This is a genomic window from Aeromicrobium sp. Root472D3, from assembly GCF_001426485.1.
In the GTDB taxonomy this organism is placed as follows: Bacteria; Actinomycetota; Actinomycetes; order Propionibacteriales; family Nocardioidaceae; genus Aeromicrobium.
This window is the reverse complement of record NZ_LMET01000001.1, coordinates 2,417,143-2,442,734: the sequence shown is the minus strand read 5'-3', so window position 1 is coordinate 2,442,734 and position 25,592 is coordinate 2,417,143. Positions and strand designations below refer to the sequence as shown.

Sequence of the window (25,592 nt, the reverse complement as noted above, 5' to 3'; positions counted from 1 at the left end):
GCTCCCAGGGGTCCGAAGGTGCTGTCGAGCGTCAGACTACGCGCGGCCGAGGGCCAGCCGGCCATCTCGAGGGGGTCGTCTGCGGACCTTCGTCCCTCGAGCCGTGGTCGCGAGTCCGTGGAGGCCGGCGACGGTCCGGACGGATGCTGGACCGTGAGCATCCAGGAGGGCACATGAGCACCAGGCCGAGACCCGTCGTCGTCGCGATCGCCGACAAGCAGCCCAGCGCCGTCGCGTTCGCCGCCGACGAGGCCCGCTCGACCGGGGCGGGGCTGCGGGTCGTGCACGCGGTGGGCACCGGTGCGCAGTCCGCCGAGTTCTACCTCGGCGCCGAGAGGGCGATGCTCGACCGGGAGGTCGCCGCGGGCAGGGAGGTGCTGGCGGACGCGCGTCGCGCGCTCGACCAGACCCACCCCGGGCTCGACACCGAGTTCGTCCTGACCGAGCAGGCGCCCATCGACGCGCTCGACCGCGAGGCGCGCGGGGCGCGCCTCGTGGTGGTCGGCGCCGACGACGTGCCGTGGTACGAGCGGATCCTGCGCACCAGGGTCGCGGGGCGGTTGGCGATGCGTGCGCCGTGCCCCGTCGTGGTCGTGCCGGAGCTCGAGTTCCCCACCGGGCCGGACGGCGAGGTCGTCGTCGCGCTCGACGGGGAGACGTCGGCGGCCGGCCCCCTGCGGCTGGCGTTCGAGGAGGCCGGCGCGCGCGACTGCCTGCTCCACGTGCTGCACGCGACGCCGCCCGGGACGCTCGCCAGCGACGCCGAGGCCGCGCGCGCCGATGTCTCCGCGGCGGTCGCGGCGTGGCGGACGAGACGCCCCGACGTGATGGTGCTCGAGGGCGCGGTGCACGACGACCCCGCGACCGCGGTGGCTCGCGCGACCCGCGCGGCCGAGCTCGTCGTCGTGGGTCGTCCTCACCACACGCTGCGCCTCGGGGTGTCCCGGCCGCTGGCCTCGCGGGTGCTGGCCGTCGCCCAGTGCCCCGTGGCGGTCGTCCCGGCCGACTACGACGGCCGGTGACCGGCCGTGCGTGAGGAGCAGGCGTGCCCCGTCGTCGTGCGGCGCGTGCTGGTGGCTGCCGCGAGCTGCTCCGGGGGCACCGCCGGCGACATCGCGGACCGGGTCGCCGATCACCTCCACGTCCTGCTCCCCGGGACCGAGCGGGTCGAGCGGGTCGGGCTCGCCGACCTCCGCGTGCTCGACGGCGCCGATGCCGTCGTCCTCGGCAGCACCGTGCTCGACGGTCACTGGATGCGTCCGGCCGCGAAGGCACTGGAGTACGTGCGCCAGGACCCGCCCGCCCGGTTGTGGCTGTTCAGCACCGGGCCGGTGTCGGAGGTCGAGTGCGAGAACGAGCAGGTCGTCTCGGCCGATGCGATGGCCCGTCGCGGCGAGGCCTGCGGCCACATGGTCTTCGGCGGCGCGCTCGGGCAGCCGCGGCGGTCGGTCGCCGGGCGGCTCGTCGCCACGGTCGCGCGGGCGGTGTCGGGCGACCGTCGCGACTGGCGGGTCGTCGACGCCTGGACCGAGCACATCGCCCGCGAGCTGGTCGTCAGTGACCTGAGACGCGGCGTCCGGCGATCGAGTCGATCTCGACCCTGACGACCATCGGGCGGACCCCGCCGGCCCACGGGCGGAGGCGGCCGTGCCCGAGCACGAGGTTGATCGTGGCGCGGTCCTCGACCTGCGAGGCGGTGCCCTTGACCGTGACGTTCCACCCGTCCCGGTAGGTGTCGTCGTGGTGGTCGACCCCGAAGGCGACCCGGGTGCGGCGCGCCAGCTGGGCGAGGAACCCGTCGGGGAGCGTGCGGAAGTAGACGACACCGCCGATCAGGGCGAAGTTCACCGGCACGAGCTCGACGCCGTCCGGTCCGACGAACGCGACGCGGCCGACGGTCGTGGTGGTCAGCAGCTCGAGGCACTCCTGGTGCGCGATCTCGCGGATCGTGGTGCGGTGCTCGTGGTCGTGGGTGGGCATGGTGCGCCTCTCGGTGGAGCGGCTGACGGGACGCGTGCCCGTGCGGGTCCGCAGCACCATGGTCGCCGCCCACGCCGGGGGGCCACACGGCCGTTGAGCCCTCGTCAGCGGGACGAAGGTCCACCGGTGCGGGCGGCGAGCGCGTCGAACGTCCACGGCACGACCACGACGGGCGAGATCGCGAGGTCGAGGCAGTGCATCAGGATCCTGCGGGAGTGGTGCTGCACCGTCGGCGTGCCGGCCGTGGACCCCAGCACGAGCAGGTCGGCGTCGGCGGAGGCCTCCACCAGGGCGGCCGACGCGGGCGCGTGGAGGACCTGGCCGACGACGGGGACGGTGTCGGGGTGGCGCCGGCGCACGGTCTCCACGACGACGTCGAGGAGGTCGGCGGCCTGGGCGTGCGTGTTGCACAGCAGCACCTCGCCGTCGTCGTGCCGCGCCTCGGGCGGCCAGCACACCAGGGCGCGGACGTGGGTGCCGCGCAGCTCGGCCTCGTGCAGGGCGAGCTCGAGCGCGGCTGTCGACGCGTACCCGCCGTCGATGCTGACGACGATCGAGGACGTCCTCCTCGCCATGCGTGTCTCCGTTCGTGCCCCGATCTGCCCCAGCGTCGGCGGCCGGCGGGCACCCCGGGAGGGAAGGCCCGCCCTCGGGGTCGGGACGTTGGACTCTGGGCAGGCGTCGGCGGGTGCCGAAGGTCCCCGGTGCCCGGGCCCTTGGCTCGTGCCCGCATCGGCGGGCATCGCCGACGCTGGCGAGGACGAAGGAGGTGGGCGCGATGGACGGGCTCCCCGTGGTGCTGGGTGTCAGGTACGGACAACACCTGCAGGTGGCCGCGTTCGCTGCCGAGGAGGCCGCGCGACGACGCAGCGCACTGAGGGTCGTGCACGTGACGGACGATCCTGTGACGTCGCCGCCGCTGTTCGACGACGTCACCGCCGTCGCCGCTCCGCACCGCGGCCTGGTCGTCGAGCACGCGACGGTCAGGGGCGACGCGACGCAGGTGCTGCTGGACGAGTCGCGGCTGGCGTCCGTCGTGGTGGCGCTGGACGCCGGCCACCAGGTCGACGGTCAGCTGGCCTTCGCGATGCACGCCGCCGTCCTGCGCGCAGAGCCCCTGCACGTCGTGCACGCGGCCGGAGTCGGCGGCGACCACGCCACGAGCTCGCAGCGGGGCTACCTGCTCGAGCAGGCCGTCGACCGGTGGCGGTGCCGGTTCCCCCATGTCACGGTGCACACCGACGTCGAGCCGGACCACCCGGTGCACGCCTGCCTGGCCGCGAGCGTCCACGCGTCGGTGCTGGTCGTGGGACAGCCGCTCGCCGACCATCACCGGCCGGCGTCGCGGGCGGTGGTCTCGCGGCTCCTGCGACGTTCGGCCGCGCCGGTGGCCGTGGTGCCTCGCGCCCACGACCGGGCGGGGCAGCCGGCATGACCGGTCGACGAGCTGCCGGCCGGCCCGTCGTGGTGCGCGCCGAGCGCGACGGTCGGCCCGACCGCGACGACCACGTCGTGGCGGTCGTCGGACCGGAGGGCACGAGGGGCTCGCAGGACGCCGTGGTGCGCCGGGCGATCGAGGAGGCTGCCCGGCGCACGGGCGAGCTGGTCGTCGTCCAGCTGCTGGCGGGCTCCTCGGAGCTGCGTCGCACGGTCGCGTCGTCGGCGCTCTGGCGCGACGTCGTGTGGTGGAGTCGCGACCTGGACGGCATCGTCGCCTCGGTGCGGGTCGTGCCGGACGACGAGGTCGGCGAGATCGCGACGGCCATGGGCCGCGCCGCCTGCGTCGTCATCGCCGCCGAGCTCGTGGAGACGCACCGTCACCTGCTGCCGCTGGCGCGTCGCGCGGTGGGTACCACGACCCCGCGGCACCCGTGGCCGGTGGTCGCGGTGGTGCCCTCGCAGCACTCGCGCTGAGGCCTTCACCTCCGGCCCCTGCAACCGCGGGGATTTTGCACGAATGCGTGACACGCATCACAGTCCTGAGCGGCGATCTTCCGCGGAGGGTGTGACCCACCTCACCGGCACGGAGCGCGCCCCTCCACGCTCAGCCGGCCTCGACGTGTCAGCGGCGCTTTCACGATTCTTTTACGCTCTCACCACACACCACGTGGAGGGAGACCACCGTGAAGTTCCGTCACGCCGTCCGACTGTCGGCCGCAGCGACGCTGATCGTCGGCGCGGGGGTGCTGGCGACGGCACCGGCCGACGCGGCCAGGCCCTCGGCCTACACCCGCGCCCTGCTGGCCGACCGCCCGACGGCACTCGTCGCCGGCGACCGCGACCTGGTCACCGGCAGGCGGTCGGGCACGCTGCACGGCGACGCCCGTCTGACGCGGATGCGCAACGGCGACCGTGCCGTCGTGCTCGACGGTGCGGGGGACCACGTGTCGTTCAGGTCGTCGCGCAGGTTCAGCATCGCCACGAAGGGCGTGCTGACGGTCGACTACCTGATCCGGCCCGACACGCTCCAGTTCGCGGACGACGAGGGCAGCGGCTACGTCTACGTGCTCGGGAAGGGCAGTCCCGGACAGCACGAGTGGTACGCCCGCATGTACTCCCGGCGCAACGACGAGAACCGGCCCAACCGGCTCAGCGGGTACGCGTTCAACGCCCGCGGCGGACTCGGCGCGGGCTCCTACGTCCAGACCAAGGTCGTCCCGCGACGGTGGATCCACATGACGCTGGTGTTCAACGCCCGCGCGACGTCGTCGCGGTACCCGTCCGGCTACGTCAAGATCTACCGCAACGGCGTCCTGCGCGACACCGACTCGCTCGCCGACTACCGCATCAGGCCGACCCGCGGGTCGGCGCCGCTGCGCATCGGCACGGGGTACCTCCAGAGCTACTTCAAGGGTGCCGTCGGCCCGGTAGCGTTCTACGACAGGGAGCTCCCGGCTGCGCGCATCAGGGCCCACGAGCGCGCCCGCTGACCCCGCGCTCCCGGCCCGATCGGAGGGCCGCGCCGCTTTGACGATTGTTTTCTGACGCCGTGCCTTACTGGTGCCCATCACCGTCAGGTCGTCGAAGGGAAGCGGCAATGGATCGCATCAGGGACACCCACGGAGCCGGGACCGAGCGGGGCGTCGTCCGTCGTGGACGTGGATCGGCGGTGCCGTCGTGACGGTCTACTCCGCCCACCAGCCCGACCTGCTCCCGTACTCGGGCTTCTGGCACAAGATGGCCAAGGCCGATCTGTTCGACCTCAAGATCTGGGACCAGTACGTGCACAAGGGCTACCAGCGCCGCGTGACGATGCGGGGCGGCTGGGTCACGGTCCCGCTCGTCAAGGGCCCCGTGACCGACCCGATCAACGTCAAGCGACTGGCGGCCGGCGCGACGGGTCACCTCGCGGACGAGATCGTCAAGCGCTACACGCACGGCGCCCGGAAGCCGGCGTTCTGGGACGTCCACGGCCCGCGCATCTGCGACGAGATCCTGTCGATTCGCACCGACGTCCTGTGGGAGCTCAACTTCCGCCTGATCCTGCTGGTCCGCGACCTGCTCGGCATCGAGACCCCGCTGACCTTCAGCCGTCCGGCCGGCGAGAACGAGCGCGGGTCGGCCGGGATCATCTCGGTGATCAGGGCGTTCGACGGGCCGATGGAGTACCTCTCGGGGACCGGGGCCCGGACGTACATGGGCGACTGCGCCGAGTTCGTCGAGGCGGGCATCCCCGTCGTGTGGTCGAGGCACCGGCCCGTGACGGGTGACTCGATCCTGACGGTCCTGTTCGACCACGAGGACCCGCTGTCGGTCGTCCTGACCGAGGACGAGCCGCACGAGCACCGCGGCGAGCGCGTCGGAGTGCGCGACGCCGTCCTGGCGGGCCGGTCATGAGCCGCGTGATCGTGGTGGGGCTCGGGTACGTGGGCCTCCCGCTGGCGCTGCGGGCGGCCGAGGTCGGCCACGAGGTCGTCGGCATCGACCTCGACCCCCGCAAGATCGAGCTCCTGTGCGCAGGGGTCACGTACATCGAGGACGCGACGGACCACCGCATCCGGTCCGCGACCGCGTCCGGACGCTTCACGGCCCGCCTGGGCTGGGACCCGGACGGGGCCGACGAGCACGTCGAGGTGCCGTTCGACGTCGCGGTCATCGCGGTCCCGACACCGCTGACGCAGCACGTCCCCGACCTGTCGTACGTCGCGTCCGCCGGCCGGATGATCGGCCGGATGCTCCGCCGGGACGCCGCCGTCGTGCTGGAGTCGACGACGTACCCGGGCACCACCGAGGGCCTGCTGGCCGAGGTGCTCACGGAGTCGTCCGGTCTGCGTCCGGGCGTCGACTTCCACCTGGGCTTCTCGCCCGAGAGGATCGACCCCGGCAGCCCGCAGCACACGCTCGAGAACACCCCCAAGCTCGTGTCCGCCACGACGCCCGAGGGCCTGCTGGTCATCGACCGCTTCTACGGCACGATCGTCGAGCGGACCGTCCCGGTCTCGAGCCCGCGCATCGCCGAGATGGCCAAGGTCTTCGAGAACACGCAGGCCTACGTCAACATCGGGCTGGTCAACGAGCTGTCCGAGATCTGCCACGACATGGGCATCGACATCCACGAGATGCTCGACGCGGCGATGACCAAGGGCCACTCGATGGCGTACTGGGTGCCGGGGCCGGGCGTCGGAGGGCACTGCCTGCCGATCGACCCCATGTACCTGGCCTGGCAGACCCGCACGGCGCTCGGCCGACGGTTCCGCTTCGCCGAGCTGGCCGACGACATCAACACGAGCCGCCCCGACTACGTCGTCAGGCGTGCGTCGCAGGTGCTGCGCGACCGACCGGGAGGGCTGCGGGGGGCGAGCGTGCTGGTGCTGGGGCTCGCCTACAAGCCGGGCGTCGGAGACCTGCGGGAGTCTCCCGCCGTCGACGTCGTCGAGGCGCTGCTGCGCGAGCGGGCGGCGGTGACGACGTGCGACCCGCACGTGCAGGGGTGGACGCGGACCTCCACGCTCGAGCTCGAGGAGCTCCCCGGCGCGGTCGAGTCGTTCGACCTGGTCGTCATCGCGACGCACCACGCCGAGTTCGACTACGAGAAGATCGCGCTCAAGGCCCGGCTCGTCCTCGACTGCCGGCACGCGATGGAGCCGTCTCCGCACGTGGTCGCGTTGTGAGGCTCGGCGCCCTGGTCGTGCTCGCGTTCGTCGTCGCGACGGCGCTGCCGGCGGGCGCCGCCACGACCGTGACGGCGCCGACCGTCGTGTCGATCACGTTCGACGGCACCTTCGCGTCGCAGGAGCAGGCCGCACAGCTCCTCTCGGCTCATCGCGTGACCGGGACGTTCTACGTCAACTCGGGCTACATCGAGTCGCCCGCGCACCTCAGCCTGGCGGCGCTGCGCGGCATCGCGCGCTCGGGCAACGAGATCGGCGGTGCCTCGCTGTACGGCAACGACCTCTCGCGCGTGGGCGAGCGTCAGGCGCGGGCCCAGATCTGCGACGACCGCACCACCCTGGCCCAGCTGGGCTTCCAGGTCACGAGCTTCGCCTACCCGTACGGCGCCGGGACGGCGCGCGTCAAGGCCGCGGCCCAGGACTGCGGCTACAACAGCGCGCGGGAGTACGCCGGCCTGTTCAGGTCCGAGACGGACTGCTCGTCGTGCCCCGCGGCGGAGACGCTCCCGCCGACGGACGACTTCCGCATCCGCACCAGCACCCTCGCCACCGCACCCGAGCTCGAGGAGCAGGTCGCCCGGGTCGAGGCGACGGGGGGCGGGTGGCTCCCGCTGACCTTCACGCGCGTCTGCCACTGCTCCGAGGCCGGGACCACCGCGATCACGCCCGAGGACCTCGACGCCTTCGTGACGTGGCTCGGCACCCGTCCCGCGACGACGACCGTCAGGACCGTCGACGAGGTCATGGGCGGGCCGCTGAAGCCGGTCCACGGCACGCCCCTGGAGCGTCTGGTGCCCGATCCGTCCGCCGCGATCAGCACGCCGCCGCTGTCGAAGGCACCGGCCTGGACGCTGTTCGGCATCGGGGTGGGGCAGGCGCAGATCCTGCTGCTGTGCGTCGTCGTCACGATGACGATCGTCGTGACGTTCCGGCTCGCGTCGAGGGGGAGCCGTCATGCCCACTGAGCGCCTGGTCGACCGGAGCCGTCCGCTGCGCGGGGCACGCCGTGCTCTCGCGCTCGTCCCGGTGCTCCTGTTCACGGCCTACGTCGTGTGGTCGCACGTGCAGTGGGGCTTCTCGTCCGACACGGTGTTCCTGTCGACGTTCTTCGGCCTCATGGCGCTGCTGATCGTCTACTTCATGGTCTCGGGCATCTACTGGAAGAGCTTCACGCACCTGCCACCGGCCGCGGGCCGCGTGCTCGCGATCATCCCGACGTACAACGAGGAGTCGCACCTGCTGCACGACGTCGTGCGGTCGATGCTGCGGCAGAGCATCCTGCCCGATGCGATCCACGTCGTCGACGACGGCTCGGTCGTGCCGCTCGAGACGTTCGACGACCCGCTCGTGACGTGGCACCGCACGCCGAACGCCGGCAAGCGGCACGCCCAGGCCCACGTGCTGCACCTGTTCGCGCCTGAGGAGTTCGACTACATCTTCACGGTCGACTCCGACTCGGTGCTGGACGACGACGCGCTCGAGCACATGCTGCGGTCGATGCGCGACGAGCGGGTGCAGGCCGCCACCGGGATGATCCTGGTGCGCAACTGGCGCACCAACTTCCTGTCCCGGCTCACCGACATCAACGTCGTGACGTCGTGCCTGCTCTACCGCATGGCCCGCTCGTGGATGGGCATCGTGAGCCCGACGTCCGGTGCGCTCGCGATCTACCGGTCGGCGGTGGTCTACGACAACCTCGACGACTACCTGACGTCCGGGACCGCGGGCGACGACCGTCGCCTGTCGTTCTACGCGCTGCTGCGCGGCGACGTCGTCGGTGTCACCGAGGCGATCGCGAGCACGCAGCTGCCCACGACGTGGGCCGGGGCGTTCCACCAGCGGCTCAGGTGGTCGAAGTCGGCGTGGCTCGGGGTCGGCTTCGTGCTGACCAACCTGCGCCCGCTCGTGATCCTGTTCTACGTCATGCCGCTGGCGTTCTGCCTCGCGTGGCCGTTCATCGTGGCGGCGCTGCTCACGCTGGCCGTCCGCTACGACAACCCGGTGTTCTACCACGGCCTCGCCTGGTGGGTCATCTGCTCGGTGACGCAGTCGGCCATCTACGCGATCTACCGACCCGGCTTCACCACCAAGGACCGGTGGGTGCAGTTCGCCCTGTCGCCGGTCTACCCGCTGCTGGGCCTGGTCATCCTGCGCCCGGCGGCCTACTGGGCGCTGACCAAGCTGCGCTCGACCTCGTGGCACACCCGGGAGCCCTCCGCACCCGACGCGCCGCGTCCCGACGAGGCGGTCGCGGATCCTCCCGTCGCCCTCACCCCCGGAAAGTAGGAACGGACCATGAGACGTCTCCGCATCGCCCTCGGCGCCCTCGTGCTGGCCGCGTGCGCGCTCAGCGCCGCCCCGGCCGCCCAGGCGGCCGGCGAGACCGTCACGATCGGCGGGCAGTCGCACGCCCTGAGCGGCACCGACGTGCGCCGGTCGTCCGGCTACCTCGTGCGGTACACGCCGGCCTTCGGGGCGCGCACCGGCACCAACGCGTACGGCTTCGAGGCCGCCGTCGTCAACGGCGTCGTGACGACCGTCGCCGACGGCGTCGGCAACATGGCGATCCCCGCGAACGGCTACGTGCTGTCGGGCCACGGCGAGTCGCGGACGTGGTTGCGCGCCCGGGCGACCGTCGGCACGGCCGTGACGGTCGGCACGGGGACGCCGACGGGCACGACCCTGCTGCCCGACACGGGCGTGCGCACGCTGCGCCAGTTCACGATCACCAACGCCGGGGGCGTCAAGCTGCTCAAGTTCCCGGCCGTCACGGCCAACATCGGCAAGGGACCGCTGGAGATCACGGGCGACCGGTCGTCGTCGACGTCGACCGACTGGGTCGGCCGTCAGGTCGTGCACCGCACCGACGGCAGCACCACGACGCTCCCGCCGACCGGAGCGACGTTCTACTACGCGGGTGACGGGCACAGCCACTGGCACATCCGCGACTTCGACTCGTACGACCTGTTCAACGCGACCGGGACCCGCCTGCGGCAGGGCGAGAAGCACGGGTTCTGCTTCGAGGACAACACGACGTACCGCGACTGGCCGGGCAGCCCCAAGCACCCCGACGTCCCGCTGGCGCCCGTCTACACGCACGAGGGGTCGTGCGGGGAGGGGCTCCCCGCCGCGACGCACATCGTGCACGGGCTCTCGGCGGGGTGGGGCGACACCTACCCGAGCTCGCTGCCCGACCAGGGCATCGACGTCACCGGGATCCCCGACGGGACCTACCTGGTGCGGGTCACGGCCGACTGGCAGAACTTCTGGCAGGAGAGCAACGAGACCAACAACTCGGCCTCGGCGCAGATCCGCATCGCGGGCAACGCGGTCACCCTGCTCTCCGCGACCGACGGTCTCTGAGACGGTGCCGGGTGCCCGATACGCGCCTGGGACGCGCGGGACGGATCGTGATCGGCCTGTGCGTCGCTGTCACCGCCCTGGTGGTGGTGGGCGACTCCCGACGCCCCGCGTGGACCGAGCCGACCGCCCGCCTGGTCAACCAGGTCACGGCTGAGCAGGCGCGGGCCACCCGCGACGAGTTCGGCATCGACCACCTGAGGCCCACGCGGCCCGACGGGACGTACTGGGTGTCGCGCTGGGACGCGCCCCGGGCGTTCGACGGGGTCGACCCGCGCGACCCGTGGTTCGACGCCGCGCACGGCGAGGGCAGCTACGAGGCCGGGGACGGGCAGCTGCTGGTCAGCGGACAGACGCCGCGCATGTACGTCCACGACCCGCACCTGCGCCGGCAGTGGCGCGACGTCGAGATCACGATGTACGTCAAGCGGATCGACGACCAGGGCATCGCCTACTCGGGGTTCACCGCGGTCGCCCGCGCCAACCACCTGACGACCGAGGACGGCTCGGCCGACCGCTGCGACACCCGCGGGTACGGCGCCCGGCTCCGCTTCGACGGGCACGCGGACTTCGAGAAGGAGACGGCGCACCCGGAGAACCAGGCGATCGCCAACCGTGAGATCTTCGCCGGCGGCATGCCGAGCAACACGTGGCTCGGGGTCAAGTACGTCGTGTTCGACCGCCCCGACGGGGTGCACCTGCAGCTGTGGCTCGATCGTGCCGACGGACGCGGCGGTGGCGACTGGCGGCTGATCGACTCGGTGACCGACGACGGGCACCTGTTCGGCGACGTGCCGTGCGCCACCGGCATCGACCCGTCGATGGAGCTCAGGGGTGGCTCGTCCCGGCCCGGCTCGGAGTCCGGCCGGCCCAACGTGAGCGTCTACTTCCGCGGCGACGGGATCGGGGACGGCGGGCTGGCCTACAAGTGGGGGTCGGTGCGGGAGATCGTGCCGTGAGGACGCTTCCGGTCGGCCAGGCCCTCGTGCGGGCCGGGGTCATCACGCTCGAGCAGGCGGCGGACGCGGCGGCCGCGCAGCGGGCCGTCGGCGGCCAGATCGGCCAGCACCTGATCCTGGCGGGGGCGGTCACGCGGCGCGACATGTACGCGGCGCTCGCGACGCAGTGGCGTGCCCCGATCATCGACCTGCTGGCCGATCCGCCCGACCCGGCCCTCGTGACCGGCGAGCCCCACGAGGTCGTCGCCCGCGGGTGGGTGCCCTGCAGCCTCGAGGACGACGTCGCGGTCGTCGCGACCTCGGTGCCGCCGACGGGCGAGCGTCTGCTGAACATGCGCCAGGCCACCGGCGCCACGACGATCGTGCTGCGCACGGCGACGGACTGGGACGTGTTCCAGTGCGTGGCCGACGTCCGGCGGAGGCAGCTGCTCGACGCGCCCGAGCCGCCCGTCGACCTCGTCGGCGCGCCGCGACCGTCGGGCGCGGACCGCCTCGTCCGACGGCTGGTCGTCCCGGCCCTGCTGGTGGTCGTCGTCGCCACGGGCCTCGTCCGGGCTCCGTGGTGGACCCTCGCCGGCCTTCTGGTCGTGGTCGAGGTGCTGCTGGTCGCGGGCACGCTGCTGCGGCTCGCCCTGGGTTGGAGGACCGCGAGGGCCCGGGCGTCACGCGCCACGGGTGACGACGGCGCCACGAGGCGCCGACGCGACGGCGACCTGCCCGTCTACTCGGTGCTGGTGCCGTGCCGCGCGGCCACCGCGGGTCTGCTGACGCTCGTCGACGACCTCGACGCCCAGGACTACCCCCTGTCCAAGCTCGAGGTCCTGCTCCTGGTCGCCGAGGACGCCCCGGACGTCCTCGCGGCGCTCAAGTCGAGCCGTCCGCCGGCCTACATGACGATCCTGCGGGTGCCGGCAGGTCCTGCCTCGTCCGACGCCTTCGCCTGCAACTACGGGCTGGCGTTCGCGCGGGGCGCGTTCGTGGTGGCCTACCGGTCGGGTGACAGCCCGGACGGCGGGCAGCTCGCCGCAGCCGTCGACGCGTTCATGACGAGCCGTCGTCGCGGGGGACCGGGGGAGTCGCGCGACCGCGTGGCGTGCGTCCAGACGACGACCGTCCACGACGCACCGACCACCTTGGCGGGCCGCGTCAGCGCGCTCGAGCGCGCCGCATGGTTCGGTGACGTGCTCCCGACCGCCGACGCCTGGGGCATCCCGACGCCGCTCGGCCGTTCCTCGGAGCACTTCGACACCCACGAGCTGCGCGCCGTGGGTGCGTGGGACCCCGACGACCGGTCCGCCGGCGCCGATCTCGCGACCCGGCTCCGAGCGGCCCGGCGACGGGTCGCGACGATCCCGTCGACGACCACGACACGGCCACCGGCCGATCTGTCGGAGTGGGCCGACGAGCGCACCCGCTGGATCACGGGCTGCCTGCTGACGACGTGGGCGGGCCTGCGCGGGTCCGGCGACGCGCGCCGCGTCCCGGCCGGGCTGGCCGGATCCGCGATGCTCGTCACGAGCCCCCTGGGCTTCACGGCGCTGCCGCTCGCGCTGACGTCCGTCGCCCTCCTCGCGCTGCTCGACCGGTCGCCGGGGCTCGCGGTGCCGCCGGGCCTGCCGGCGGTGCTGGCGGTCTGGCCCTTCGTCGCCTTCGTCGTGATGGCGCTGGTCTCGGGTCGCGCCGCCGCACGCACCTACGGCTGGTCGGCTGCCGCCGGGGCGGCCGTGGCCCCCGTGTCGTGGCTGCTGCAGATCTGGCCGACGGCACGGGCCGCCGTCCGTCTCGCGGCGAGGCCGGTGCACGACTGAGGCGGCCTCAGTCGGTCGCCCTCCGTCCCCGGCGCAGCTGGCGCCGGTCGGCGCCCCCGCGGTCACCCGCGCGCCGTCCCAGCACCGGTCCGGCGTGGTCGACCGGGGTGGTCCCGGTCCACAGGCCCCGCAGGCGGGTGCGGTCGGCCGGGCGCAGCCACGACACGACACCGCTGCGCGTCCGGGGATCGCGGAACCGGAAGCGTGACGCGTCGGGCGTCACGTCCAGCACCCCGAGGTCGACGAGCCGCTCGAGCGCGGCGAGCGTCGACCGGGTGGCGGCGTCGACGCGACGGTCGTGGCCCATGGCCCGGACGACCTCCTCGACGCCGACGGGTCCCGCGGCCATCGACAGCAGCTCGCAGACCTGCAGCTCGTGGTCGGAGAGCTGGTCGATGACGAGACCGAACGCGACCGCGCCGGACGCCGACTGCTCACCGACCGCCGAGTCGTCCCACAGGTCGAGCCCCGCCTCGGTGGCCACCACGCGACCGTTCGCGAGCCAGGCGTGCAGGGTCGAGACGACGGTGCCCGCCAGGCACCCGGACTCGCGGGTCAGCTCCCCGAGGAGCGCGGGGGTCGGTGAGCCCCGCAGCACGCGCGTGGCCAGCGCCTCGACGTCGTGACAGCCGAGCGGTGGACACCGGACCGTGCGGACCGTCCGGCCCGTGGCCTCGGCGGCCGCGGTCACCTGGTCGACGACCGCGGGTGTCGTCAGCACGACGATCGTGCCGGGCAGCACCGCGTCCCGCGACGACAGCCGTTGCTTGACGACCGTGCCGGCATCGGCGCCCCGTCCGTCGAACGGTCCCCACACGTCGAGGTTGCCCGTCGAGGCGCGGGCCGTCTCCAGCGCGGCGTCGACCAGGGCGTGCCGCCCGGAGCCGGTCTCCCCGACGACGCAGACGATCCCGCCGCCGGGCGTCCGGTGGGTCTCCTCGAGCTGCTCGACGACGGCCGCGACGTCGGCGGCCCGTCCGACGAACGGCACGCGCGCCGGGACCGGAGGTGATCCGTTCAGGACCGCGAGGTGCAGCGCCCGCGTCTGCTCCGACGGGTCGGCACCCAGCTCGTCGGCCAGCGACGCGCGGCACCGCTCGAACTGTCGCAGCGCCTGCTCGGTGCGACCGAGGCCCGCGAAGGCACTCATCAGCGTGCGGTGGGCCCGCTCCGACGACGGATCGGTGTCGAGCGCGGTCGTCGCGAGGTCGATCGCGTCGCGCAGCCAGAACAGCGAGAGCGCGCTCTCCGCGGCGTCGCAGAGCAGCTGCTGGCGCCGCACCGCCAGGGCCGTGCGCGCCTCCGACGCCCACGGCTGGTCGTCGAGGTGGGCGTGGAAGTCGCCGACGTAGAGGGCCTCGGCGCGCAGGCAGCCGCGGACGACCCCGGCCGCGTCACCGGTGCGCCACGCGCGGGCCCCGAGGTCGGCGATCGTCAGCAGCTCGAGCGCGTCGACCCAGCAGTCGACCAGCGTCAGGGCACCGAGGTGCGTGCGGACGCAGTTGCTGCCGATCGTCGTGCGGATCGCCGAGGTGGCGGTCCGCAGGCTCGCGCGTCCCGCCGACGCCGACGACCGCGGCCACAGCCGCTCCACGAGCGTCTCGGAGCGCACCGGCTGGCCTGCGGCGAGCGCCAGCATGCGCAGCAGGTCGGTCGTCTTGGCGGCGGTCCACGCCTGCGGCGCGACGACGGAGCCGTCGCTGCGCCGGACGCGCAGACGACCGAGCAGGCGGATCTCGATGCGGGTCACGACGGTGCCTCCCTCGGGCGGGGTGAGCACACGGTAGATCCCGCCACAGCGCCCCCACAGGGACCGAAGCCCTTGTTTTGACGATTGTTTTCCACGCCCGTGGCGTAATGGCGATGGACGCGGCCACAGCGTCGCGACCGCCGTCCCGTACGTCGAGGAGCGCCATGACAGATCACGCACACGACCGACGCGCAGGCAGCCGCCGGGTCGACCGCCTCGTGGTGGCGCCCCACGCCGACGACGAGTCGTTCGGCTGCGGGGGAGTGCTCGCGAAGTATCCCGAGCACTCCGCCGTCGTCGTGGTGGCCGCGGCCGACGAGGACCGCCGGCTCGAGTGCAAGCGCGCCCAGGAGGTGCTCGGGTACCGCGAGACGCACTTCCTCGACCTCGTCGACGGGGCCGTGGGCACCGACATGCACCGTCTGGTCGGGCTGCTCGACGACGTGCTCAACATCAGCCGCCCGCTCGAGCTGTACCTGCCCTACCCGTCGATGCACCAGGACCACGTCGCGACCTACGAGGCGGGCATGCGCGCCGCACGGCTCTCGATGACGCCGGGACACTGGTTCCCGCCGACCGTCCTGGTCTACGACGTCGCGGCCTACGACGTCGACCTCTACCCCACCAACCTGCAGTGGAACGTCTTCGAGCCGTTGGCCGAGGACGCGATCGACCTCAAGGTCGAGGCCGTGCGGTCGTACATGTCGCAGCAGGTGGCCGGTCCGCACCCCGCCAACGGCATCAAGCAGACGGCCCACGCCATCGGGTCGGCGCGCCAGCTGCACTGGGCCGAGCAGTTCGCCCTCGTGCGCACCGTCCGCGGGCCGGACGTGGCCGTGCGGCAGCACCGGTCCGACGGCAGCGTGCTGCGACGCGGCGCGGTCCGATGATCGTCGCGAGCCGTCCGGCCGACCTGCTGCCGTGCTCCACGTTCTGGCACGAGATGGCGACGTCGGACCTGTTCGAGCTGGAGGTCGACGGCCGCTTCAGGCCCGGCGGCCACCACTGCCGGGTCGCGATGCGCGGCACGTGGGCGGTCGTGCCGGTGCTGGTGTGCGGGCCGGGCGCGACGCTCGACGACGTCATGATCGATCCGGTCGAGGCACCGCGGGCGCTGGCGGAGATCGTGCGCCGTCGGTACCGCAGCGCGCCGCGCTGGAGGACCATGGGTCCGCTCGTGACCGACGTCATCGACTCGATCGCGACCGATCGGCTGTGGGAGCTCAACGTGGGCCTCGTGGCGGGGGTGCGGGAGCTGCTGGGCATCTCGACGCCCGTCCGCGTCGCCCGGCGCGGCGAACGGCGTCCGCACCGCATCGGCGACGCCCTGCCGGTCCCGTCGCGCCATCGCGTGTTCACGGAAGACTCCGTCCTGACGCTGCTCATGGACCACGACGACCCGATGGACCTCGTGCTGGCCGAGCACGAGCTGTACGAGGAGATCCGGGCATGACGACGGCGGACGCCGGACGCGACCGGCTGCTCGTCGTCGGGCTCGGCCACGTCGGGCTGACCCTGGCCGTCCGGGCCGCCGAGGTCGGCGTGCAGGTGCTGGGGGTCGACTCCGACATGACCAAGATCGAGCTCGTGATGGCGGGGTGCTCCGACGTCGAGGACGTGTCGGACGAGCAGGTCGAGGCCTGCCTGCGCAACGGCTCGCTCGCCGTCCGGCTCGTGGACCGGAGCTCGGGCGTGCTGCCACGGTTCGACGTCGCCGTGATGGCGGCGCCGTCGCCCCTCAACGACGGTGCGCCGGACCTGTCGCACATCGTGGCCGCGGCGCGCGTGGTCGGGGCGAGCCTCGAGCGGGGCGGGCTCGTGATCCTGGAGTCGACGAGCTTCCCCGGGACGACCGAGCGCGTCGTGGCCGGTGTCATCGAGGAGGAGTCGGGCTTCAGACCGGGTACGGACTACGACCTCGGCTGCTCGCCCGAGCGGCTCGACCCGGGCAACCGGGTGCACACCTTCGAGACGACGCCGAAGATCGTGTCCGGCACGGACGCCCGGGCCCTGGCACGCGTGACGGCGTTCTACGACCGGCTCGTCGATCGCACGGTCGCGGTGTCGAGCCCGTCGGTGGCCGAGTTCACCAAGGTGTTCGAGAACGTCTTCAGCCAGGTCAACATCGCCCTCGTCAACGAGATGGCGATGGTCGCGCACGAGCTGGGCGTCGACATCTGGGAGGTCGTCGCAGCCGCCGAGACCAAGCCGCACGGCTTCCTGAAGCACCTGCCGGGCCCGGGCGTGGGTGGTGACTGCATCCCGGTCGACCCGGTCTACCTCTCGTGGCTCGTGCGGGCCGAGCTCGGCACCCCGTTGCGGCTGAGCGAGCTGGCGCAGGAGATCAACGACGGCATGCCGTCGTACGTCGCCGGCCGAGCCGCCGACCTGCTCGGCGGAACCCTCGCGGGATCGCGCGTGCTCGTCCTCGGCGTGACGTACAAGGCCGGCACCGCCGACCTGCGGAAGTCACCCGCGATCGTGGTCGTCGAGCGGCTGCGGGCCGCCGGAGCCGTCGTGTCGGTCAGCGACCCCCACGCCCACGGCTGGACCATGACGCCCCTGCTGACCCCGGAGCAGGCGTACGAGGCGCTCGGCGACGTCGACCTGGTGATCCTCGTGACCGACCACCCGGAGTTCGACTACGGGCGGATCGCCACCGAGGCACCGTCGGTCCTGGACTGCCGGCACGCCATGGTGCCGTCGGAGACCGTCGCGAGCCTGTGATGAGCACCTGGCGACCGCCGCTGGCGTCGGTGCTCGTCGCGCTGGCGACGATCCTGGCGCCCGTCGCCGCCGGAGCCGCGCCGGCGCCGCACCCCGACCGCGAGCAGACCGTCGTGACGCTGATGTTCGACGACGGGTGGCGGGGGCAGTCGGCGGCCGGGGACCTGCTGGCGGCGCACGGGATGCGCGCGACCTTCTTCGTCAACAGCGGCATGTGGACGTACCCCGACTACCTGAGCCGTCGCCAGGTCGCCCGGCTCGTGCGCCAGGGGCACGAGATCGGCGGACACACCCTGACGCACGCGCGACTCGCCACGGCCGGGAGGGAGGTCCGACGCCGTGAGGTGTGCCAGGACCGTGCCGACCTGCTCGCCCTCGGGACGACGGTCACGAGCTTCGCCTACCCGTACGGCTACCGCGACACCGACCTGCAGGGCGTCGTGGCCGGTTGCGGGTACACCAGCGCCCGCGCCGGCGACGGTCTCGCCGACCGTCCGCCGCAGGACCCCCTGTGCGACTGCGTGGCGCGCCTGCCCTTCGACCGGGACCGGTGGGCGGTGCCGGTCAAGCCGACGGGGGAGGCGCCCCTCGACGCCCGGACGCTCGAGCGCTGGGTGCGGCAGGCCGAGAGCGTCGGCGGGTGGGTGCCGATCGTCCTGGGCCGCGTCTGCGACGGCTGCGGGCCGGGATCGATCTCGCAGCAGGACCTGACGTCGTTCGTCGCCTGGCTGGCCCGACGGCCGGCGTCGACGCGCGTCGAGACCTTCGCCGCGGTCGTCGGTGCGTCGTCCAGCTCCTCGACGCGCGACGACGTCTCGCACGACCTGCCCCCGGCCCAGCAGCAGCCCCCGCGGGAGCCGCGCGCCGACGTGACGAGTCCGTCGGTCCCCGCGCGCGCCGACTACGCCGTGTCCGTGGGCGGTCTGGGCATCGGCCAGGCGCAGATCGTCGGGGCCTTCGTGGTGGCGTCGATGGTCGCCAGCCTCGGGTTCCGCGTGGTCTCGCGACGCCGCCGGACGCATCTCGTCCGTCACACGGCCTGACACCGCTCACCACGTGACGGACGTCACGCGCTCTCGTGCGGTCGTGCCGCGCGGGCCGTGAGCCGACTCACGTCGCGACCCGTGCCGCGAGTCGGCCGTGCAGTCGTCTCCGGCTGGGACGGGCGGCATCCGGCTCCTAGGCTTCCCTGTTCATGTCACCTCGTGGAAAGGGAGCCACATCGTGAGAACCCATCGCACCATCAGCACCATCGCCGGAGCCGCCGCCGCGGCGGCAGCCGTCACCGGCCTCGTCGCCTCGTCGGGCCAGGCGGCGCAGGCAGCCGACACCTCGGCGTACTCGGCGGCCGTCGCGGCCGACGACCCCACCGCGGTCCTCAGCGGCACGCGCGACCTCGTGTCCGGGAGCACGACGGGGACGCTCAAGGGCGACGCTGCGACGACGACACTGCCCAACGGCGACACCGGGGTCGTCCTGGACGGGAAGGGCGACCATGTCTCGTTCCCGTCCAGCCCGAAGTACAGCATCGCGACGACGGGGGTGCTGACGGTCGAGTACCTGATGCGACCCGACACCTTGCAGTTCGCCGACGAGGAGGGCAGCGGCTATGTGTACGTCCTCGGAAAGGGAGATCCGAACCGGCACGAGTGGTACGGCCGGATGTACTCCAGGAGCAACGACGAGAACCGGCCCAACCGCATCAGTGCCTACGCGTTCAACCCGAAGGGCGGCCTCGGCGCCGGCTCGTACTCGCAGGAGTCCGTCACGACCGGGCGCTGGATCCACGTCACGGTGGTCTTCAACTCCACGGCCAGGTCGTCGGCGTACCCCTCGGGCTACGTCAAGCTGTACCGCGACGGAAAGCTGAAGGACACCGACTCGCTGGCCGACTACGGCATCAAGCCCGTCGCCGGCAGCGCCCCGCTGCGCCTCGGCACGGGCTACCTCGCGAGCTACTTCAAGGGCGCGATCGGACCGGTCGCCTTCTACGACCGCGAGCTCTCCGCCACGCGCGTCGCGGCGCACCAGGCGGCGCGCTGACACGCAGCGGCTGAGCACCGCCCCGCAGGTCCGCGCCGACCAGAGGACAAGGTCCCTGGCGGCGCGGACCTGCGGGCGTGTGTCGTGCCACGCCGGTCGCGCACCGTGGGGGCACAGGGGAGGAGCTCCATGGGCACAGCCGCGACCGCGCAGCCGGACACCCTGCCGTGGCGCTTCCGCCACCCCGCCGTCGTGCCCGTGTCGCTCGCGCTGATGGGGCTGCTGCTGCTCCTCGTCGTCGGGTACCGCGCCGACCGGCGCTCCACCGACCAGGTCATGACGGCGGCGCAGGAGCGCGTGAGGTCGAACCGTGACGCCGCGGTCCGTGCACTGGTGCGCCAGACCGACGACTACCTGCGCGCCGTGGAGGCGCTCGCCGAGGCCCCGCCCGTCGGCGACTACCTGACGACACGGGGAACGGCGGCTCCGCGACGCGTCGTCGACGACCTGGCGAGCCTGGCCAGGAGCCAGGACTCGCCGGCGGTGTTCCTCACCGACGCCTCGGGATCGACGCGTGCGTCCTACCCGGAGCAGCCCGAGCTGGTCGGGCGGAACTTCGCCTTCCGCGACTGGTACCAAGGGGCGTCGAGCTCGGGACGACCGTACGTGTCGGAGGGGTTCAGGTCGGCAGCGGTGGGACGACCGTACGTCGTCGCCGTGGCGGCCCCGGTGAGCCGAGGGGGCCGTCGTGTCGGCTACGTCGCCTTCCTGTGGGAGCTGGAGTCGGTGCGGCTGATCAGCGAGGGCGCGAAGGCCGACGACGGCATCTCGATCGTCGTGACCGACCAGCGGGGCCAGGCCCTGGTCGGCTCGCTGGCGGTTGATCCGCGAGGGCAGGGCACACCCGGCGAGATCTCGCCGGAGACCGCTGCGGCCCTTGAGGGTCGGTCGTCCAGCGCGACGACCGACGAGGCGCTGGTCGAGACCGGGCCTGTGGCACCCATCGGCTGGACCGTGACCGCGTCCCTCCCGAAGGACGAGGCGGCGCGCCCTGCCGCCGCCTTCCGACGGACGCTGGAGCGGGCGCTCGCCGTGGCCGTGCTGCTGGTGCTCGTCGCGACGGCGCTGATGTACTCCACGGCGCGCCGCCGTGCGCGGGAGGCCGCCGCAGCGGCCGACGAGCGTCGGCTCCTGCTCGACAGCGAGGAGCGGTTCCGCCGCGTCTTCGACGAGGGCCTGACCGGCAAGTTCATCGTGTCGTCGTCGGGCGAGATCCTGCGGGCCAACGCGACGATGGGGACGCTGCTGGGCAGGCCCCCCGAGCGGCTGGTCAACACCTCGATCCTCGACTGGTTCGTCGACGCCGACGACCGGGCGACGGTCTCCGGGATCCTGGCGGGTCGCACCGATCGTGCCCGCACCGAGATGCGGATGCACTCCGGTGACGACACGGCACCGCTGTGGGGCCTCGTCGCGATGGCATGGATCGAGGAGCAGGCAGGCTCACGGGTCGTGCTGGTGCAGGTCGAGGACGTGACGGGGCGTCGCGAGGCCGAGCAGCAGCTCACGATGATGGCCCTGCACGACGAGCTCACCGGGCTGCCGAACCGCCGCCTCCTGCTGGAGCGCTGCGAGCACGCGGTCGAGCTCGCCCGGTCGGGGCGTACGGACGACACCTGGGTCTCGGTGCTGTTCATCGACCTCGACGGCTTCAAGACCGTCAACGACCGCGCGGGTCATGACGCGGGGGACCAGGTGCTCATCGGCGTCGCCCGCGACCTGCGGGAGGTGCTGCGACCGACCGACACGCTCGCGCGGATCGGTGGCGACGAGTTCGTCGTGCTGCTCGAGACCGACGACGGCCAGGAGGACCTCTTCCGCCTGGCGCAGCGGCTCGTCGACGCCGTCCGTCGCACCGTGCCCGACGACGAGCTCGGCATCGTGGTGTCCGCGAGCGTCGGGATCGCCCGGCTCGACGTGCTGGCCGAGCCCGACGTGCGTCCCGACCAGCTCATCGACCGCGCCGACGCCGCGATGTACCGCGCCAAGCAGCGCGGCAAGGATCGTCACGACATCTTCGACGAGCACCTGCACGACATCACCGAGGCGCGTCGGTCGCTGGAGCAGGCCGTGCGCGAGGGCCTCCACGACGACCGGATCGCGCTGGTCTTCCAACCGGTCGTGGACGTCGACACGGGGGTCGTGTGCGGTGCCGAGGCGCTGCTGAGGCTGCTCGACGCGTCGGGGTCGCCGCTGCCGACGCTGCCGGCCGTCGTGGCGGCCGAGTCGGCCGGCCTCGCCGAGGTGCTGAGCGACCGGGTGCTGGACCTGGCCCTCGCCACGGCCCACGGGTGGCCCGAGACGATGTCGGTCGCCGTCAACGTGAGTGCCCGCGAGCTGGCGAGCCGTGGCCTGCGGGGCCGGGTCGTGGCGGCGCTCGCCGAGCACGGGGTCGCGTCCTCACGGCTCGTGATCGAGGTGACCGAGACGTCGATCCTCAACGCGGGCCGGTCGGTGCTCGAGGAGCTCGAGCTCCTGCGCCAGGCGGGCGTCCGCATCGCGATCGACGACTTCGGCACGGCGTACGCGACGCTCAAGAGCCTCACGACCCTGCCGGTCGACATCCTGAAGGTCGACGCATCGTTCACGGCGGGGCTCCCCGACCAGCGCGCGCACTCGGCCGTCGTCCACGGGGTCGCGTCGATGGCCGCCGAGCTCGGCATCCCCTGCATCGTCGAGGGGGTCGAGACCGAGCGGCAGCTCGACGCGATCCGCGGCCTCGGCCTGCAGGCGCAGGGCTGGTGGTGGGGCCTTCCCCGCGGCCCCGAGACCGTTCCCGCCATCGCCGACCGACCGGCCGACGACACCCACGAAGGAGCAAAGCGATGAGAGATCGACCCGTCGTCATCGGCATGAGGAGACCGCACCCGACAGCAATGCGCATCGCGATGCGCGAGGCCGTCGCCGGGCGCACGTTCGTGCAGGTGGTGCACTGCTGCGCCGCCTCGGACGCCGATCGGGGCCGGCTCGTGCTCGAGAGCATGCGCCCGCACGCGTCGCTGCCGGAGCGTCGCACCCCGCCGGTCGGATTCCGGTTGACGACGGCCGGCGTCGTCGACGCGCTCGAACGGGCGTCCCGGGCGTCGCGGCTGCTGGTCGTGGGGTGCGCCGACGCGACGTGGTTCACGCAGCTGCGCGGCAGCGACGTGGTCGCCCGGCTGGCCCGCCACGCCGACAGCCCCGTGATGGTCGTCCCGCACGACGAGAGGGAGCCGGGGCGCCCCGGCCGCGTGGTCCTGGGCGGCGGACGCGCCGCCGTCGGCGCGGCAACGGTCCGGTTCGCCCTCGAGCAGGCGCGTGACCGGGCGACGGTGGTCGTGGTCGGCCGGGAGGCGGCCGACGGGGCCACGGCTCCGGTCCTGGCCGAGCTGGCCGGGGAGTTCCCCGACGTCGCGATCGACGTGCACGACCGTCCCGGTCCGCGGGTGGTGGCGGGGGACCTCGTCGTGTTGGAGCGCCCCGAGGACCGCTCCGTGCCCTTCGCGTGGTCGCTCGACCCCCTCGTCGCGACGACCGTCACGACGGCGGTCGAGCGGCGCTGCGCGATCGGCATCGTGCCGGGCGACGGACGATGAGGGTCCTGTCGGGCGTGCTCGCGACGACGCTGCTCGCGATCGGCGCCCCGGGGTCGGCATCCGCCGGCGCGCTGGGCATCACGCTCGACCAGCTGCGTCCGTCGTCCGTCCGGTTGACGGTGGTGTGTCCGGTCGACCCGCCGACGACCGTCCTGGTCTTCTCGGCGGCGTCGAGCCCGCAGCTCATCGGCAGCCGGGCCATCACGTGCCGCGGCGGAGGGAGGTCGCAGCACGTCGTGGTGCGGCTCTCGCCGCGGCTGACGGCGGGATCGCTCGTCGACCTGTCGGTGACGGTGTCGGGCGACAGCGGCGAGATCAACGCCTGGTTCGACGGCGCGCGGGTCGAGCCGTGCGGCCGACGCGTCAGCCCTGCGGCAGCTCGCGGTACTGGCTGACCGTGTGCCCGGCGTCCTGGCGCAGCACGATCTCGCCGCGCTCGCCGCACGCCGTGCACCAGTGCGGCAGCACGATCAGGTGACGTCGGCCGGGCTGGGTGCCGTCGCCGATCGTGGCGGTGACGACCGACAGGCCCTCGCCGCCCTCGGCGTGCAGCGGGATGACGTCACCGGCGGGGTCGATCAGCGAGACCTCGTCGAAGTGCAGCCCGCTGTCCGACTGGCAGCGCGGGCACCGGACGGCCCGCTCGCCGGTGAGCGAGATCGTGAGCTCCTGCTGGTCCGGCATGGGTGCCTCCTGGTGCAGTGGTGCGGGTGTGACATCGATGAACGTCGATCAACCCTATAGGTCCGTCAGTACCAGTCCGAGACCGGGAAGGGAAGGGACCAACGTCAGCCCTTGCCTTTGTCCTTGCCGCCGCCCTTGCCCTTCGCCGCGCCCTTGCCCTGCCTCGGGGCCTTGCCCTGCCTCGGGGCCTTCGGCTTCGCGGCACCCTTCGACGTCGGGGCACTCCTGCCCGACGTCGAAGGGGTGCCGGTGCCGGTGCTCACGGCAGTGCCGCCGGACGACGACGGGGCCTGGGTGGCCGGCGCCGACGGCGAGGCGGCGGCGGGGGCGGGGGCGACCGCGACGTCGAGCGTGACCGTCGTCCCCAGCGGCACCTGGCCGGTGCGGTCGACGCCGATGACGAGGCCGGCGGTGCCGGCGCTCGGCACGTCGCGTCGCTGCACGACCAGCCCGAGACGTTCCAGCAGTGCGGTGGCCTCGTCGGCGGGCGTACCGATCAGGCGGTCGGCCGACACGTCGGCGGTGCTCGTCGCGACGGCCTGCTCGACCGGCGTCACGTCCGTCGCGGGAGGCGACGCGTCGTCGCCGGTGAGCCGGCCGACGCCGAGCAGCAGAGCTGCTGCGACGACGAGAGCGGCGCCCGCGTACAGCGCGACGGGACGTCGCCTCCGCGCGCGGCCCGACGACGGCGTCGGCATCGCCGCCGTCGCCGTCGCCGGCGCCGTCGGCACGTCGACGACGGACGCGCCCCCGATCGCCGCAGCCTCGCGAGCGACCTCTCCGGCGTCGGCCGGGCGGTCGACCGGGTTCTTCTCGGCGAGCCGGCGCACGAGCTCGCGGACCCGCGGCGGGACCGACGCGTCGAGCGGTGGCAGCTCGTCCTGCAGGTGGGCCAGCGCGGTCGCGACGTGGTGGTCGCGGCGGAACGGCGAGACGCCCGTCAGGCACTGGTGGGTGACGACGCCCAGGGCGTACAGGTCGGACCGGGGAGTCGCCGACCGACCCGACGCCTGCTCGGGGCTGAGGTAGTCGGCGGTGCCGATGAGTGCCCCGGTGTCGGTCAACGGGTCGCTCGTGGCCGAGCTGGCGATGCCGAAGTCGACCAGGACGGCTCGTCCGGCGGGGGTCAGCATGATGTTGGCCGGCTTGAGGTCGCGGTGCACGACCCCGACCGCGTGGGCGGCGGCGAGCGCGTCGGCGACCTGCTGGACGATCGACATCACCTCGTCGACCGGCAGGCGCCCTCGGTCGCGGATCACCTGCGAGAGGCTCCGGCCGTCGACGAACTCCATGACGATGAACGCCATGCCACCGTGCGTCGTGCTCCTGTCGTCGTAGTCGTAGACCTGCGCGACGCCGGGGTGGTGGACGGTGCTGGCCAGCCGGGCCTCGCTGCGCATGCGCGCGCGGGCGACCTCGTCGGCGAGGGCTCCGCCACGCAGCGCCTTGACGGCGACGACCCGCCCTAGGCGGGTGTCGGTGGCGCGGTACACGGCGCCCATGCCGCCGGCTCCCACGACGTCGCCGAGCTCGTAGCGTCCGTTCAGCTTCTCGGTCATGCGTCCTTCGTCCGGCGGGGTTCGACGTGCGACACC

At 73.2% G+C, this 25,592-nt stretch carries 25 protein-coding genes; 20 read left to right on the top strand and 5 right to left on the bottom strand.

All coding sequences use genetic code 11. The features are described 5' to 3' along the window. The first annotated feature begins 173 nt into the window (after positions 1-173). Both ASD10_RS12070 and ASD10_RS12065 read left to right on the top strand, forming a co-directional pair. Positions 174-1,022 carry a universal stress protein gene (locus tag ASD10_RS12070; protein ID WP_056608741.1) on the top strand — a complete coding sequence of 283 codons (849 nt, stop codon included), beginning with the start codon at positions 174-176 and terminating at the stop codon, positions 1,020-1,022. A 6-nt stretch (positions 1,023-1,028) separates the two neighbouring features. Then, the gene (locus tag ASD10_RS12065; RefSeq protein WP_056608739.1) at positions 1,029-1,604 is read left to right on the top strand and encodes a hypothetical protein; all 576 of its coding nucleotides are present in this window, start codon (positions 1,029-1,031) and stop codon (positions 1,602-1,604) included. On the opposite strand, the gene ASD10_RS12060 is transcribed toward ASD10_RS12065, so the two are convergent. Further along, positions 1,555-1,980, bottom strand: a complete 426-nt coding sequence (locus ASD10_RS12060) for a pyridoxamine 5'-phosphate oxidase family protein (RefSeq protein WP_056610232.1) — start codon at positions 1,978-1,980, stop codon at positions 1,555-1,557. The genes ASD10_RS12065 and ASD10_RS12060 overlap by 50 nt on opposite strands. Positions 1,981-2,084: 104 nt before the next feature. Next, the gene (locus ASD10_RS12055) at positions 2,085-2,555 is read right to left on the bottom strand and encodes a universal stress protein (protein ID WP_056608736.1); all 471 of its coding nucleotides are present in this window, start codon (positions 2,553-2,555) and stop codon (positions 2,085-2,087) included. A 314-nt stretch (positions 2,556-2,869) separates the two neighbouring features. Between ASD10_RS12055 and ASD10_RS12050 the strand changes: the two genes are divergently transcribed. From ASD10_RS12050 to ASD10_RS12005, 10 genes are all read left to right on the top strand, one after another. Next, positions 2,870-3,415 carry a hypothetical protein gene (locus ASD10_RS12050; RefSeq protein ID WP_157432568.1) on the top strand — a complete coding sequence of 182 codons (546 nt, stop codon included), beginning with the start codon at positions 2,870-2,872 and terminating at the stop codon, positions 3,413-3,415. Continuing rightward, the gene (locus tag ASD10_RS12045) at positions 3,412-3,894 is read left to right on the top strand and encodes a hypothetical protein (RefSeq protein WP_157432567.1); all 483 of its coding nucleotides are present in this window, start codon (positions 3,412-3,414) and stop codon (positions 3,892-3,894) included. Before ASD10_RS12050 ends, ASD10_RS12045 begins: the two co-directional genes overlap by 4 nt. A 209-nt stretch (positions 3,895-4,103) precedes the next feature. Continuing rightward, positions 4,104-4,910, top strand: a complete 807-nt coding sequence (locus ASD10_RS12040; RefSeq protein WP_056608727.1) for a LamG-like jellyroll fold domain-containing protein — start codon at positions 4,104-4,106, stop codon at positions 4,908-4,910. A 187-nt stretch (positions 4,911-5,097) separates the two neighbouring features. Continuing rightward, entirely contained in the window at positions 5,098-5,817 is a 720-nt protein-coding gene (locus ASD10_RS12035) for a WbqC family protein (RefSeq protein ID WP_056608724.1), read from the top strand. Further along, positions 5,814-7,091, top strand: coding sequence for a nucleotide sugar dehydrogenase (locus tag ASD10_RS12030; protein WP_056608721.1), 1,278 nt, complete (start codon positions 5,814-5,816; stop codon positions 7,089-7,091). Before ASD10_RS12035 ends, ASD10_RS12030 begins: the two co-directional genes overlap by 4 nt. Continuing rightward, positions 7,088-8,056 carry a polysaccharide deacetylase family protein gene (locus ASD10_RS12025; RefSeq protein ID WP_056608718.1) on the top strand — a complete coding sequence of 323 codons (969 nt, stop codon included), beginning with the start codon at positions 7,088-7,090 and terminating at the stop codon, positions 8,054-8,056. Before ASD10_RS12030 ends, ASD10_RS12025 begins: the two co-directional genes overlap by 4 nt. Then, positions 8,046-9,377, top strand: coding sequence for a glycosyltransferase (locus ASD10_RS12020; RefSeq protein WP_056608716.1), 1,332 nt, complete (start codon positions 8,046-8,048; stop codon positions 9,375-9,377). Before ASD10_RS12025 ends, ASD10_RS12020 begins: the two co-directional genes overlap by 11 nt. Positions 9,378-9,386: 9 nt before the next feature. Next, positions 9,387-10,454, top strand: a complete 1,068-nt coding sequence (locus ASD10_RS12015) for a lysyl oxidase family protein (RefSeq protein WP_056608713.1) — start codon at positions 9,387-9,389, stop codon at positions 10,452-10,454. A gap of 11 nt (positions 10,455-10,465) precedes the next feature. Beyond that, positions 10,466-11,410 (top strand): hypothetical protein, encoded by a 945-nt coding sequence (locus ASD10_RS12010; protein WP_200938262.1) that lies wholly within the window; start codon positions 10,466-10,468, stop codon positions 11,408-11,410. After that, positions 11,407-13,218 carry a glycosyltransferase gene (locus ASD10_RS12005; protein WP_056608710.1) on the top strand — a complete coding sequence of 604 codons (1,812 nt, stop codon included), beginning with the start codon at positions 11,407-11,409 and terminating at the stop codon, positions 13,216-13,218. Before ASD10_RS12010 ends, ASD10_RS12005 begins: the two co-directional genes overlap by 4 nt. 7 nt (positions 13,219-13,225) lie before the next feature. Here ASD10_RS12005 and ASD10_RS12000 read toward each other — a convergent pair whose 3' ends face one another. Next, positions 13,226-14,968, bottom strand: coding sequence for a BTAD domain-containing putative transcriptional regulator (locus ASD10_RS12000; RefSeq protein ID WP_157432566.1), 1,743 nt, complete (start codon positions 14,966-14,968; stop codon positions 13,226-13,228). A 164-nt stretch (positions 14,969-15,132) separates the two neighbouring features. Between ASD10_RS12000 and ASD10_RS11995 the strand changes: the two genes are divergently transcribed. The 8 genes from ASD10_RS11995 (at position 15,133) to ASD10_RS11960 (ending at position 23,708) form a co-directional block, all read left to right on the top strand. Continuing rightward, positions 15,133-15,858, top strand: a complete 726-nt coding sequence (locus tag ASD10_RS11995) for a PIG-L deacetylase family protein (RefSeq protein ID WP_162248852.1) — start codon at positions 15,133-15,135, stop codon at positions 15,856-15,858. Then, entirely contained in the window at positions 15,855-16,421 is a 567-nt protein-coding gene (locus ASD10_RS11990) for a WbqC family protein (RefSeq protein ID WP_056608701.1), read from the top strand. The genes ASD10_RS11995 and ASD10_RS11990 overlap by 4 nt, the downstream gene beginning before the upstream one ends. Beyond that, on the top strand, positions 16,418-17,695 hold the full coding sequence (locus ASD10_RS11985) for a nucleotide sugar dehydrogenase (protein WP_056608698.1): 1,278 nt from the start codon (positions 16,418-16,420) through the stop codon (positions 17,693-17,695). The genes ASD10_RS11990 and ASD10_RS11985 overlap by 4 nt, the downstream gene beginning before the upstream one ends. Then, positions 17,695-18,738 carry a polysaccharide deacetylase family protein gene (locus ASD10_RS11980; RefSeq protein WP_056608695.1) on the top strand — a complete coding sequence of 348 codons (1,044 nt, stop codon included), beginning with the start codon at positions 17,695-17,697 and terminating at the stop codon, positions 18,736-18,738. Before ASD10_RS11985 ends, ASD10_RS11980 begins: the two co-directional genes overlap by 1 nt. A 181-nt stretch (positions 18,739-18,919) precedes the next feature. Next, positions 18,920-19,738 (top strand): LamG-like jellyroll fold domain-containing protein, encoded by an 819-nt coding sequence (locus tag ASD10_RS11975; RefSeq protein ID WP_056608691.1) that lies wholly within the window; start codon positions 18,920-18,922, stop codon positions 19,736-19,738. A 129-nt stretch (positions 19,739-19,867) separates the two neighbouring features. Then, positions 19,868-22,567: an EAL domain-containing protein gene (locus ASD10_RS11970; protein ID WP_056608688.1), complete on the top strand. Its 2,700-nt coding sequence runs from the start codon at positions 19,868-19,870 to the stop codon at positions 22,565-22,567. Then, a complete protein-coding gene (locus ASD10_RS11965) occupies positions 22,564-23,313 on the top strand; it encodes a hypothetical protein (protein ID WP_157432565.1) in 750 nt (249 codons plus the stop codon). Before ASD10_RS11970 ends, ASD10_RS11965 begins: the two co-directional genes overlap by 4 nt. Then, complete coding sequence (locus ASD10_RS11960; RefSeq protein ID WP_056608683.1) at positions 23,310-23,708, top strand: hypothetical protein; 399 nt, start codon at positions 23,310-23,312, stop codon at positions 23,706-23,708. Before ASD10_RS11965 ends, ASD10_RS11960 begins: the two co-directional genes overlap by 4 nt. Here ASD10_RS11960 and ASD10_RS11955 read toward each other — a convergent pair. Both ASD10_RS11955 and ASD10_RS11950 read right to left on the bottom strand, forming a co-directional pair. Further along, positions 23,677-23,997, bottom strand: a complete 321-nt coding sequence (locus tag ASD10_RS11955) for a hypothetical protein (RefSeq protein ID WP_056608679.1) — start codon at positions 23,995-23,997, stop codon at positions 23,677-23,679. The genes ASD10_RS11960 and ASD10_RS11955 overlap by 32 nt on opposite strands. A 104-nt stretch (positions 23,998-24,101) precedes the next feature. Further along, entirely contained in the window at positions 24,102-25,556 is a 1,455-nt protein-coding gene (locus tag ASD10_RS11950) for a serine/threonine-protein kinase (protein ID WP_056608678.1), read from the bottom strand. Positions 25,557-25,592 lie beyond the last annotated feature (36 nt).